This is a genomic window from Aeromonas sp. 2HA2 (assembly GCF_029237345.1).
Taxonomy (GTDB): Bacteria; Pseudomonadota; Gammaproteobacteria; order Enterobacterales; family Aeromonadaceae; genus Aeromonas; species Aeromonas salmonicida.
This window is the reverse complement of record NZ_JAACGB010000017.1, coordinates 90,661-101,838: the sequence shown is the minus strand read 5'-3', so window position 1 is coordinate 101,838 and position 11,178 is coordinate 90,661. Positions and strand designations below refer to the sequence as shown.

Sequence of the window (11,178 nt, the reverse complement as noted above, 5' to 3'; positions counted from 1 at the left end):
ACACGGCGAGTCAGCTGAGCTTTCATATGGCATCGGTGTACCTCATCCATGAACTGAGTTGCATGCCGTACATGTCCCCGGGGATTATTCCGAAGCGGGTGGCAGAGCTGGATAAACAGGCGGGGCAATTTGTGCTGCCGGCACGAAGGGAACGAAGTTACCCCCGCTGCGTGAAGCCAAGGCCACAGAAATACAGTGTAAAAAAAGCCAATAAAAACAATGCCAGTCAGGCTTAACTGACTGGCATTAGCCTGATCTGGCCCCTCTTTTCACACTATTTCGTCAGCACCACATCGTTGATGGCGCTGGCCAATCGGGTCAGCACGGTGCGAATGTTGCCACTGGTCGCCTTGTAGGCCTGCGAACGGTCGCTGGCACACTGCGCCACGAAGCGGGCATCTCCCTCGAATGCCACCGTATAGACCTGGATCCCCTTGCGTTTCATCTCCCGGCACAGCAGCAGTTGCTTGCGATCCCGCAGCGCCGCCTCGGGCCCCATGTGTTCGCCGTCCGAGAACAGCACCATGATTTTGCGGTTGTCCGCTTGTCCGTAAGGGCGCGGCAGTTCGGCTGCCCCCCGTCCCCAGCGCCCCTGCCACTGGGGTGACAACAGGCGCCAGCCCCACATCACGCCCTCAGCCGTATTGGTGTTGAAGGCGGCGTAGAGGGTATCGAGCGCCTGGCGGTACTCGGCCCGGGTCGACAGATGCGCCTGAATGGGGCTCACCCCACAGTCGGCATCATCGAAGATGCCGAGCTTGTCACGCCGGTTCTCCAGGTAACGCTCCAGGGGGTTCTCCCTCGGGGCGAATGCCCGCAGGGGAGTGCCATCTTCATACTGCTTGATGGCTGGCGGCTTGGTGCTGTAGTGCAACCTGGGTTGCGTCTCGCCAACGGGAGCCTGCTCCAGCTTGCGGATCCAGCCCGGGGTGAGTTCCGCCAGCCGGTCTATGCCGTCCACATGCTCAGGCAGGCGGGCACAGAAGGCCTTGCGCTGGCGCCCCGGTACGTCACGGGTCAGCAAATTGCTCCAGCCTCGCTCATGGGCCAGCGTCTGCAACCCGAAGGGAAATGCCAGGCTCTCTGGATGAAACAGTTCAGGATGATCCCCGATATTGACCAGTCCGGTGGCGGGGATGATGCTGACAACCCTGTCCTGATTGCGCCGCTCGCGGCCAAACAGCACCTCGCCAAACTCTGTCAGCCCCTGCTTGATCGCTTTCATCGGCGCCCCGGACATGGAGTTGGACACATCCAGCACCAGGGCAATCTCAATACGGGTACGGGCACTGCTGGCACGGGCCGCCGCCGCCACCGGCATGTCACCCCCTTCGCCAATGGCCGAGAGATCCATCAGTGCGGGTACATGCCCCTGCAGAATAACCCGGGATCCCTGTTCGCTCTGGCTCAAGCTGGGGGGGGCCACCTGCAAGGGGCGGCCCGCCAGATTGGCCTGCACCAGAGCAACGGCATCCTCAGCGGCAGTGTCACTGTCGGCGGCAGAGTAAAGCACCGCATCGGCGGCGGCGCTGAGCAGACTCTGGCCGCTGTAGCCACGGACCAGTTCGATGACAACGCCGGTCAGCGCCAGCACGCCTGTCAACATAAGGGCAAAGGCGGGAGAGAGCCCGCCCCCTTGGCGCAAGGGCAGTCCCATTCAATGGATCTCCTGAATAAAGTGGGTGACCAGGGTGCGGCCCGCCCAGAACCGGCTGAACATGCCGCCCTCCCCCTGCCCAAGGCGATAGCAGAGGGTCACCCGCATCAAGGTGCCCACCCGCAATTGCGGCCAGTTGCCCTGGCCGGCGCAGCCAGTGCCCTGCAGCAGGGGAACCAGTTCGCCATTGGCGCTGTTGTACTGCTCTATGGTCAGGGCGGCCTGCCCCTCTTGCAGAGCGGACAACTGGCCCTGCACGAAGCGCTGATAGAAGGCCAGCTGCGACACGGCGGCGGCGTTTTGCCCCGTCCCCTGCTGGGTCACTATCTGGGTCACGTTGTAGGCCACATTGTGCAGGCGTTGCTCGAGGCGCAGCAGTTGCAGTGCCTCGCTGCCAAAACTGAGCAGGGCCAGCAAGACGGGAATCAACATCATCGCCTCTATGCTGATGCTGCCCCCCATGGTGCCAGGACCCGACGCCGGGAGCCGATGGCGACATGCGCAGCGACTCATCCTGCCCCTCCGGCCGGCAGCCGGTCGGTGAGCAACAAGAGGGTGCTCTGATAGCTGAGCTCGCGAGCGTCAATCAGCCAGCTCGGGGTGAGCTGTAGGCGGGGGCGGACCCTGGCCGTCACCTCCAGCACGGGATCTGCAGGCAGGCGGATCTCGCTGGCAGGATCCGGGCTCCCCTCCTCCTGGCCCAGCATGGCCTCCAGCGATACATGAGGTTTCACGCTCACTGTCACGCCGTCCAGCTCCCCTCGCCCCCGTTGTTGCAAGCGAAGGCGGATCCCGTCAGCCGACGGGATACGCCCTGCCGCAGATTCGGCCTGCAGCTCACGGAGCACGGATCGCAAGCCATGCTCCAGGGTGCTGTATTGCAGATGCACCCGCAGCACATCCACCACCAGCAACAGCAGTGCCAGCAGCAGCGGCAAGATGATCACCAGCTCTATGCTGGCCACACCGAGCTCGCGTCTCACGCCCCCGTCCCCCGTCCCAGTTGCGCCTTGAGCAGCCTGATGTCGTGCTCCAGCTGGCTGGCACTAAGAAAACGCGACAGTATGAGGCGAGCCTGGGGTTCATTGCCCTCCGCCAGCAGCAGCAGGACATAATTCATCTCCACCCTGGGTGGCAGGTTCTGGTAATGCAGCAGCGGCTCGAATGCCAGACGGGCAGCCACCTTGTTGCCCTCCATCAGCCAGCCCAGCGCCAGGTTGGCGCGATAATCCGGTTCGTCGGGGGCCGCCGCCACCGCCACTTCAAACTGCTGGCGTCCCTTGCCAAAGGCCCCCTGCTGCAAGCTGGCCACCCCCAGGCCATTGCTGAGTCGCGCGCGCTCGTCCCGGTTCAGTCCGGCCAGCGTCAATCCCTGCTGATAGGCCAGTGCAGCCTCGGCGCTCAGACCATCATCCAGCAGAAACTTGCCAAGATAGTGAGCGGCCTGGGCCCCCTGCTTGCCCCCCTTGTCCAGCAACTGCTGCAAGCCATCACGCGCTGCCTGCTTCTTGTCTTGCTGATAACGGGTACGGGCCAGCATCAGCTGCGCCTCCTCCAGGGTGGCATCGTCAGCCAGCAAGGCCTGATAGAGCCGCTCTGCCTTGTCATACTGGGCAGAATCGAACGCCGCCTTGGCCACCGCCATGCCATTGCTCTGGCTTTGTTGGCGGGTATTGCTGTGGTTGCTGCACGCTGCCAGCCCGAGCAGGGCCAGCAGCAACACACAATGAAGTCGTGATCGCATTTCAAATCCTGTGGCCTGCTCAGCGCAGGCTGTTAATCAACAAATTGAGGGTGGGAGCAATGATCAGCACCAACATGGGCAGCATGATGAGCGCCATCTGGATGAGGGTGATCTTGCCCGGCAAGGAGCCTGCCTGCTCCTCCAGCGCCAGCCGCCGCATCTGGCGGGCCTCCTGACTGATGGTGCGCATTGTTTCGGCCAGCGGCGAACCGTACTGCTGGGCCATCTGCAAGGTGTTGGCGAGCCTGTCCAGCTCGGGCAAACCGGTGCGCCAGGCGAGCCGCGCCAGACAACTTGCCTGATCGCCGCGCATCTGGATCTCCGCATAGGTGCGCAGGAACTGGCGGGCCAGGCCCGGCTCCAGCGCCCCCAGATAGTGGCCCACCCGCAGCAGCGCCCGATCCAGCGCCAGCCCGGCCTCGACGCTGATCACCAGCAGGTCGATGGCATCGGGCACCACCTTCTGCTGTGCACTCTTCACCTTGCGGGCACGCCACTGCAGCCAGCGCTCGGGCACACCGGCCCCCACCACATAGGCCACCAGCACCCACATCAGGGTGAAACCGTCGGCGGGTGCCGCCAGCAGACGCCACAGCAAGGCCGCCAGAGCCCCTCCCAGCCCACCCAATAACTTGGCCGCCCTGAGCCGGTCAAAGCCATGGCGGGAGAAGATCCCCGCCTGCGCCAGCAGTTGCTGCAAGCGGGCCTGCTCCCGGGGGCCGACCGGGTAACCGCGACCGCACCAGGCCAGCCAGTCCCGCGCCGCATCCCTGCGTTGACGGGCAGGGCCATAGCGGTGGCTCTGGGCCTGCCACTGCTGTTGTTGTCGGTAACCGTGCCAGCCAACGACCGCCGCCGACGCGAGACAGGCCAGCGCCAATCCGAAAAGTTGCATGACAGTCATGGGCTACCCCTGCAGACGGGTGAGGCGACGGATAAGCCAGAGCCCGACCGCCACGCTGATGGAGACATATCCCAATACCCACTGGCCGCTGGCCGTGGTCATCAGGTAGGTGAAGTGCTCCCGCCCGGTCGTGAACAGCACCAGCAAGATGATGACGGGGAGCGCTGCCAGCACCTTGGCGGCATTGCGACTCTCGGCCGTGATGGTCTGGATGCTGGCCGCCAGGGTCTGGCGGGCACGCAGTGTCTCCACCAGTTGCGCCAGCACCTCCGAGAGGCGGCCGCCCGTTTCCTGTTGCAGGCTGAGCACTATGGTCAAAAACTGAAACTCGGCCACCGCGACCCGGCTCGCCGCCTGTTGCATCACCTGCGCCACCGGCTGGCCTACCTGCAACTCGTCGTACATCTGACCAAACAACCGGGCCATCAGGCCGTGCTGCTGGCAGGCCACCAGCTTGAAGATATCCGCCAATGGCGCCCCGACCCGCAGCGCCCGTATCATGCCGTCTATCACCTCGGGCAACTGGGCACGAAACCGCTCCAGCGCCCGCTGTTGCAGCTGCTGATAGACCACCAGTCCGAGGGAAAGAGCCCCGCCCACCGCCAGCAGCAGTGCCAGCCAGAACGGCATGCCATTGGCCACCAGCAAGACGCAGGCAAGGGCCGCCCCAGCCGGGCCCTGCCAGGTCCAGCGGGTCAACTGATCCTGGCCCACCATGGTCACCATCTGCTGATACCAGTGGGGCAGAGGCCGTGCCCCCTTGTGTTGCGCGGGCTGGCCATAGCGTTGGCACTGCTGCTGCCAGGCTTCGCGTCGGCTCTGCCATTGCCAGAGCAGCAGGCAGGCCAGTCCCCAGCCCAGACACACCAGAATGAGCGTGCTCATGACACCGGCTCCCCGGCACCCGCCATGCAGTCATGCAGCTCGGTCAGCAAACCCGCCTGACGGGCTTTCTCCTCTACTCCGGCCGAGAGGGGATGGGCAATGAAGCGCCCCTGCAGCTTGCCGTGCAGCTCGGATTCCAGCACGAAGCGAAACAGCGGCTGCATCCTGATCTGGCTCCCTTCCAGCGAGGTAACTTCACTGATGGCGGTGATACGGCGCTGACCGTCACGCATCCGCTCCAGTTGCACCACCAGATCCACGGCGCTGGTGATCTGGGCCTGGATGATCTGCTCGGAGAGCCGCTCAGCCCCCATTTGCAACATGTTGGTCAGCCGCAACAAGGCATCTTCCGGGGTGTTGGCGTGCAGGGTGCAGAGGGAGCCGTCATGGCCGGTGTTCATCGCCTGCAACATGTCGAACGCCTCGGCGCCGCGCACCTCCCCCAGAATGATGCGATCCGGCCGCATCCGCAGGGCGTTGCGCACCAGGGCGCGTACGCTCACCTCTCCCTTGCCCTCGGCACTCTCGTTGCGGGTCTCCAGCGGCACCCAGTGGGGCTGATCGAGGGAGAGCTCGGCGGCATCCTCTATGGTGATGATCCGCTCGTCGTCGTTGATGTGCTTGCTCAGGGCGTTGAGCAAGGTGGTCTTGCCCGACCCCGTTCCCCCCGAGATAAGCACGTTGAAGCGACTGCGCGCCGCCAGCCCCAAAAAGCGGGCCATGGCATAGGACAGGGCCCCCTTCTCCACCAGATGGGTCAGGGTCAGGCGGCTGCTTGGGAATTTGCGGATGGAGATGGTGGTGCCACACAGGGCGACAGGCGGCGCAATGACGTTGACCCGGCTGCCATCGGCCAGTCGGGCATCCACCATGGGGGTGGACTCATCCACCCGCCGCCCCACCGCATTGACGATCCGCTGCGCCACGTTGAACACATGCTGACGGTCGCGAAAGCACACCCCGGAGAGGGTCAACTTGCCGTGCCGCTCCACATAGACCTTGTCCGGGCCATTGACCAGAATGTCCGAGACTTCGGGGTCATCGAGCAGGGGTTGCAGCGGCCCCACGCCCACCATCTCGTCCACCAGCTGACGGGCAAGCAGGGTCAGCTCCTGACGGTTATAGGGCAACATGCGGCGAGTCGAGAGCTGCGCGAGGGCACGGGTGACCCGCTCCAGCAGCGCGGCGCGCGGCAAGGTGGCGGCCACCGAGGGTTCAACCAGCTCGTAGAAGGCCTCCCGCGCGGCATCAGACAGGGTGAGCAGCGCCCCTGGCACCGACGGCAGTCGGCTGTTGGCTTGTCCGAACATCAGCGCCGCCCTCGCCCTGTGACCTGAGCCCCCACCAGCTCACCCGCCAGCAAGGTCAGGGCGCGAGCCAGTTTGCTCTTTTGCTGGATGAGCGGCTGTCCGGCACGCTCGGCACGCACAAAGGCACCGTGATCATAGGGCAGCACGGCGGCGTGGGGCTGACCACAGACGCGCTCCAGTTCCTGCGCCGGCACCCGCCCCTCCTTGCCACGGCAGTGGTTGCCCACCAGCAAGCGGCGTTGGGCCTGCCCGCCTTGCGGGCATTGCCCCAGCAGCCGCAGTGCCCCCAGACTGAAATCGTGCAGCCAGAGCACTACGTCCGCCTCTTGCAGCAAGGCACGCAGCCCATGAGTGCGCAGATCCGGCACATCGATAATGAGGGTGCTGTAGTGCTCCGCCATCACGTTGACCGCCGCCACCAGTTGCTCGGCACCGAGCACCAGCTCCTGCCCCTCGTCATAGAAGAGGAAGAGCCTTGGCCCAAGCTGATGGGCGGTGTGGGCCAGCAGGGTGCCATCGAGCCGATCGGTAGCCTGCCACCACTGTTCACCGGGCGGGGCATAGTCGCTACCCAGCAAAATAGGGTGACGGCTGTGATGAAGGTTGAGATCCAGCAACGCAACCTGACGGTGATGCTGATCGGCCAGCGCCATGGCCAGATTGGCAGCCACAGTGCTGGTGCCCACGCCACCGGCGGCGCCGACCACGCAGATCACCCGCCCCTTGCGCAGTGAGGTCACTAGCGGCCCCCCCAGCAGACGCAGCAGGCCGGTACGCAGGGCATCGGGATCCAGCGGCGCCGGATAGTAATCATCCACTCCCACCGAAATAAGCCAGCGGAACAGGGTCACGTCCCCCCTCTCCCCCAGCAGGACCAGCCGCATCTGGGGCGGGCAGCACTCGGCAAGGGCGGCCAGATCGGCCGCCAGCGTCTGTGGATTTTCCACCTCCACCAGCAGGATATCAGGGGCCCCTTGCGCCAGGCAGTAGGCCCTGGCCTCGGCCAGGGAGCCCGGGATCTGTCGGGCTTCGACCTCGGCCAGCTGGGCCAGCACCAGGCCGACCCCGGCATGCAGGGCCGGCTGGCGGGTGACAGCCACCAGTTGTTTGGCTTGTTCACTCATGCACTACTCCCCTGTCGTCTGCTGTTTTTTGGCCGACTTGGCCTTGCCCTGATAGAGGCGCTGCACGGCACCGGCATCGAGGGCGCTGCCACTGCCGTCATAGCGGGCGCCGCGGGCCCAGTGCTCCCCATGACTCTGGGCGCGATACTGGTTGCGCAGTACCAGACAAGCGCCGGGCGATGCCAAAGATACGCCTCTGGCATAGCGGCAGGTGTCGGATTGCAAGGTGGCGTCAAGCTCGACCTCATACGCTTGCCGGGTCGCCGGGATGAAGGTGAGGCGGGTCTCCAGCGCCAGCCACTGGGCCAACTGCTGGCGCAGAGCTTCCGGAGTTGGCTCCCGGCTACCGGGTTGCGGGCCCGTGATCGTCAGGTGCAGGGATCCTGCCTCCAGCCGGTTGGCCAGCGGGGCCAGTTGCCATTGCAGCTGTTGTTGCAGTTGCGACGGGGCAACCCGGAACTGCAGCTGATCCTTGAGGGTGGCGGCAGGGGGTTGGGTGGTGCAGGCCATCAGCGGTAACGCCAGGGCCAGCAACAGTGTCTCTCTTAACATGGTCACTTCCCTCAGTAGCTGTAGCCGTAGTTGCCAAACAGGCGAGTCGCTTGCGCACCAGGTCGCTCGGTTGACCCCATGTCGGTGAAGAACAGCCGCTCGAACCGGCTCGGCGCCCGATAGTGATCCAGCGGCGTCGACAGGGAGAGGGGATCGCTGGTGGGCTGCACCAGGCGGGCGGTGGCGATGATCACCAGTTCGCTCTCCTGGTTCTTGAAGCTGTTGCTGCCAAAGAAGGGGGCCAGCCCGGGGATCTCGCCGAGGAAGGGCAAGGCCTCGTTGCTCTGGTTGCGATGAGTACGCACCAGGCCCGCCAGGGCGAAGCTCTGGCCATCCGCCAGCTCTATGGTGGTGGTGGTGCGACGGGTTTCTATGCCCGGCACCACAACCCCGGCGATGGAGACGCTGTTCTCGCGGCTCAAGGTCGACACTTCGGGTGAAACCGTCAGGCTGATGCGGTTGTTGTTGAGCAAGGTGGGAGTCAGCTCCAGCGAGATGCCGAACTTCTTGAATTCGATCTCGGGCCCGTTATCCCCATTGCCCACCGGGAAGGGGAACTCGCCACCGGACATGAAGGTGGCGGCCTCACCGGATTTGGCCGTCAGGTTCGGCTCGGCCAGCACATTGACCAGGCTGTTCTCCACCAGTGCATCTATGATGGCGTTGATGTAGACCACATCCTTCTTGCCGCCCCAACTGCCCCGCTCGGCGGGTTTGGGGAAACGGTTGCCAGGCGAGACACCCAGCTGCAAGTACTCCCCCATGGCGCTCCAGCGCAATCCCAGCTGTTCACTGGTGGTGCGCTGCATCTCGACGATGCGCACCGATATGTTGATCTGATCCGAGCCCGCTAGACGCAACTGGTTGATGACGTTTGCATATTGCCCGCTGCCACCACCGGCGACCGCCGCCCCCTCATCCTGATTGCCGCTCTGAGGCTGAGCGGGGGCGACTGGGCCAGAGGGGACTCCCTGAGGCTGAATGCCTTTGGCGAACGCCTCCACCATGGCCAGGATCTCGTGGGCTTGCAGCGGACTGGTTACCTCCCCCGCCACCACTATGGCGCCGCCAGACTCGCTGAAGGTGAGTCGGCTCTGGGGAAAGTGCTGCCTGGCCAGTTGCTTGAGGGGGGCAAGATCCGCCACCACCTGCACCCGGTAGTGACCCAGGGTGCGGCCATCCTGCGCGGTGACCACCAGATCGGTGCGGCCAACCTTGCGACCATAGATCAGCAATTGCTGATCAGAGGGGCTGTGTACCCGCACCAACTCCGAGTTGGCGACGAAGGCATCCAGCACGGGTTCATCGAAATTGAGCAGGGTGGACTGCTCGGGGGTGAGAGTCAGGCTCTCTGCCGCCACTGCCCATAACGGCAGCAGGGCGAGCACCATGGCGAATGTTCGCAACATCGTGTCCTTTCTGGGTTGATTAAGGTTGGCGGTTACGGTCGTTGCCGTCGCCATAACTGATCCGGACTCCGTGACCCGGAATGGCCCTCGGGTTCTGGCCACTGGCCACCTGCTCGGCCCATATCAGGCTCCCTTCAGGCAGGGCAACAGCCTCGCTGCCCGCAGGGGCACCCTGGGCCGAGCGCAGTACCAGTGCCAGCTCTCCCAATCGATGGGCCAGCAGCAGACGGGCTGTCGCCCGCGGGGCCAGCTCGAAGGTCACGGCCACTTGATCGAAGTTGTCCTGCGCCGCCGCAGTGCCGTTGAGCGCGGCGATATCGGTCACCTGGGCATCGATGGCCAACAACTTGATGTCGGTCAGAATGATCTCCGCCGACTGGTTGCTGGTCACCTCGGCCCCTTGCGCATTGTGCTGACGGGCATGCTTGCTGGTGAGGATCACATCCACCCGGTTGCCGGGCCGGATCAGGCCATGGCTGGCCGCCTCCCGCCCCAGCGCCAGGGTCACAGCCCGCATCCCCGGCGCCATCATGGCGGAGAGATAGTGGCTCTGCTCCGGGCGCACCAGATCATCAGACGAGACCATCTGCCCCGACTCCAGGGTACGAGTGACCAGACTTCCCTTGAGTGCCTTGGTATCGGTAAAACCGAACAGGAAGAGCCCCGGCAGATTCATCTCCTCGGCGGCGGGCAGAGTTTGCCAGACCAGATCCTCGGGATGGATAAAGGAGCCGGCCTGTACCCTGTGGGCGGCCACCAGCACCTGGGCGACCCTGTCGGAAGCTGTCGATTCCGATGTCAGGTCTCGCTGTGGAACTGTCTTCTGCGGCGCAGGTTCAACCGGCCAGAAGGCAGCCAGCGTCGCCGCCAGCACCAGCAGTGCAGCGATAAGAGAGAGGAGTTTCTTCATAGGTGTGACTACATAAATAGAGGAGTGGTCAGACTCGCCGCCCACAAAATGGCGAATCCATAAGGCACAGTGACGGGCTCAGGAGATGGCCGGAAACGGGCATAAGCCAGGCATATGAGGCTGAGCACGCCACCCGAGAGCGCCATCCAGAGCAGCAGCTCGGGCCAGCGTCCGGATGCACCATAGAGACAGACCGCCAGCAACTTGCTGTCACCGGCCCCGCACCAGCCCCTGTGATAGGCAAACAGCCCCAGCAGCAGTGTCAGCAGGGCCAGGGTCAACGAAAGCGGATTGAACGGCAGCAGCCAAAGCGCCCAGAGTGCCAGTACCAGCACAGCCAGGTTGGGGACACGCCGCTCAAACAAGTCGCTGACCAGACACCAGCACGCCATCAATATGGCCAGCCACTGCCCGAGCGCTGTCACTTGCCCGCGGCATCCATGTTCAACCCCGCCACTATGGCGGTGAACTTCTCCTTCAAGGCCGTGATGAAGATCCCGTCCGAGCCGAAGATGGCGAGGATCCCGGCCGCCAGCCCCGCCGCCAGAATGCCGTATTCGATCGCCGTGGCGCCGGTGTCATCCTTCAGATAGTCCCCAAGGTAATCCCAAACTCGCATCTTCATTTTATTGTCCCTGTTTTTTATGCCTGAAATTAAACAGCGACAATATGATATTGAGACC

At 64.1% G+C, this 11,178-nt stretch carries 13 protein-coding genes and 1 pseudogene; 1 reads left to right on the top strand and 13 read right to left on the bottom strand.

The genetic code is table 11. The features are described 5' to 3' along the window. Positions 1–236 (top strand): annotated as a pseudogene (locus GWQ29_RS18935) (IS4 family transposase); the annotation flags it as partial. Positions 237–274: 38 nt separating this feature from the next. Here GWQ29_RS18935 and GWQ29_RS18930 read toward each other — a convergent pair. Genes GWQ29_RS18930 through GWQ29_RS18870 form a run of 13 tightly spaced genes read right to left on the bottom strand, consistent with a single transcriptional unit; the run spans position 275 to position 11,120 of the window. Beyond that, the gene (locus GWQ29_RS18930) at positions 275–1,657 is read right to left on the bottom strand and encodes a VWA domain-containing protein (RefSeq protein ID WP_275920076.1); all 1,383 of its coding nucleotides are present in this window, start codon (positions 1,655–1,657) and stop codon (positions 275–277) included. Next, on the bottom strand, positions 1,658–2,170 hold the full coding sequence (locus GWQ29_RS18925; RefSeq protein WP_275908626.1) for a pilus assembly protein FlpK: 513 nt from the start codon (positions 2,168–2,170) through the stop codon (positions 1,658–1,660). After that, positions 2,167–2,640 carry a TadE/TadG family type IV pilus assembly protein gene (locus GWQ29_RS18920; RefSeq protein WP_275920075.1) on the bottom strand — a complete coding sequence of 158 codons (474 nt, stop codon included), beginning with the start codon at positions 2,638–2,640 and terminating at the stop codon, positions 2,167–2,169. The genes GWQ29_RS18925 and GWQ29_RS18920 overlap by 4 nt, the downstream gene beginning before the upstream one ends. Then, positions 2,637–3,401 (bottom strand): tetratricopeptide repeat protein, encoded by a 765-nt coding sequence (locus tag GWQ29_RS18915; RefSeq protein ID WP_275920074.1) that lies wholly within the window; start codon positions 3,399–3,401, stop codon positions 2,637–2,639. Before GWQ29_RS18915 ends, GWQ29_RS18920 begins: the two co-directional genes overlap by 4 nt. 19 nt (positions 3,402–3,420) lie before the next feature. After that, positions 3,421–4,305, bottom strand: coding sequence for a type II secretion system F family protein (locus GWQ29_RS18910; RefSeq protein WP_275920073.1), 885 nt, complete (start codon positions 4,303–4,305; stop codon positions 3,421–3,423). Positions 4,306–4,308: 3 nt separating this feature from the next. Next, complete coding sequence (locus tag GWQ29_RS18905) at positions 4,309–5,190, bottom strand: type II secretion system F family protein (RefSeq protein WP_275920072.1); 882 nt, start codon at positions 5,188–5,190, stop codon at positions 4,309–4,311. After that, positions 5,187–6,500 (bottom strand): CpaF family protein, encoded by a 1,314-nt coding sequence (locus GWQ29_RS18900; protein WP_275920071.1) that lies wholly within the window; start codon positions 6,498–6,500, stop codon positions 5,187–5,189. The genes GWQ29_RS18905 and GWQ29_RS18900 overlap by 4 nt, the downstream gene beginning before the upstream one ends. Beyond that, entirely contained in the window at positions 6,500–7,624 is a 1,125-nt protein-coding gene (locus tag GWQ29_RS18895; protein WP_275920070.1) for a P-loop NTPase, read from the bottom strand. The genes GWQ29_RS18900 and GWQ29_RS18895 overlap by 1 nt, the downstream gene beginning before the upstream one ends. A 3-nt stretch (positions 7,625–7,627) precedes the next feature. Beyond that, positions 7,628–8,176, bottom strand: coding sequence for a pilus assembly protein FlpD (locus GWQ29_RS18890; RefSeq protein WP_159165922.1), 549 nt, complete (start codon positions 8,174–8,176; stop codon positions 7,628–7,630). Between the two features lie 11 nt (positions 8,177–8,187). Continuing rightward, a complete protein-coding gene (gene flpC, locus GWQ29_RS18885; RefSeq protein WP_275920069.1) occupies positions 8,188–9,585 on the bottom strand; it encodes a type 4 pilus assembly secretin FlpC in 1,398 nt (465 codons plus the stop codon). A 19-nt stretch (positions 9,586–9,604) separates the two neighbouring features. Next, the gene (gene cpaB, locus GWQ29_RS18880) at positions 9,605–10,495 is read right to left on the bottom strand and encodes a Flp pilus assembly protein CpaB (RefSeq protein WP_275920068.1); all 891 of its coding nucleotides are present in this window, start codon (positions 10,493–10,495) and stop codon (positions 9,605–9,607) included. Between the two features lie 8 nt (positions 10,496–10,503). Further along, positions 10,504–10,920 (bottom strand): prepilin peptidase, encoded by a 417-nt coding sequence (locus tag GWQ29_RS18875; RefSeq protein ID WP_275920067.1) that lies wholly within the window; start codon positions 10,918–10,920, stop codon positions 10,504–10,506. After that, positions 10,917–11,120, bottom strand: a complete 204-nt coding sequence (locus tag GWQ29_RS18870) for a Flp family type IVb pilin (protein WP_005312855.1) — start codon at positions 11,118–11,120, stop codon at positions 10,917–10,919. The genes GWQ29_RS18875 and GWQ29_RS18870 overlap by 4 nt, the downstream gene beginning before the upstream one ends. Between the last annotated feature and the right edge of the window lie 58 nt (positions 11,121–11,178).

What these genes read in the sequence shown, in the direction of transcription:
- GWQ29_RS18930 (WP_275920076.1), bottom strand. Translation starts at nt 1,657, where the DNA reads ATGGGACTGCCCTTGCGCCAAGGGGGCGGGCTCTCTCCCGCCTTTGCC.
- GWQ29_RS18925 (WP_275908626.1), bottom strand. Translation starts at nt 2,170, where the DNA reads ATGAGTCGCTGCGCATGTCGCCATCGGCTCCCGGCGTCGGGTCCTGGC.
- GWQ29_RS18915 (WP_275920074.1), bottom strand. Translation starts at nt 3,401, where the DNA reads ATGCGATCACGACTTCATTGTGTGTTGCTGCTGGCCCTGCTCGGGCTG.
- GWQ29_RS18910 (WP_275920073.1), bottom strand. Translation starts at nt 4,305, where the DNA reads ATGACTGTCATGCAACTTTTCGGATTGGCGCTGGCCTGTCTCGCGTCG.
- GWQ29_RS18905 (WP_275920072.1), bottom strand. Translation starts at nt 5,190, where the DNA reads ATGAGCACGCTCATTCTGGTGTGTCTGGGCTGGGGACTGGCCTGCCTG.
- GWQ29_RS18900 (WP_275920071.1), bottom strand. Translation starts at nt 6,500, where the DNA reads ATGTTCGGACAAGCCAACAGCCGACTGCCGTCGGTGCCAGGGGCGCTG.
- GWQ29_RS18895 (WP_275920070.1), bottom strand. Translation starts at nt 7,624, where the DNA reads ATGAGTGAACAAGCCAAACAACTGGTGGCTGTCACCCGCCAGCCGGCC.
- GWQ29_RS18890 (WP_159165922.1), bottom strand. Translation starts at nt 8,176, where the DNA reads ATGTTAAGAGAGACACTGTTGCTGGCCCTGGCGTTACCGCTGATGGCC.
- flpC (WP_275920069.1), bottom strand. Translation starts at nt 9,585, where the DNA reads ATGTTGCGAACATTCGCCATGGTGCTCGCCCTGCTGCCGTTATGGGCA.
- cpaB (WP_275920068.1), bottom strand. Translation starts at nt 10,495, where the DNA reads ATGAAGAAACTCCTCTCTCTTATCGCTGCACTGCTGGTGCTGGCGGCG.
- GWQ29_RS18870 (WP_005312855.1), bottom strand. Translation starts at nt 11,120, where the DNA reads ATGAAGATGCGAGTTTGGGATTACCTTGGGGACTATCTGAAGGATGAC.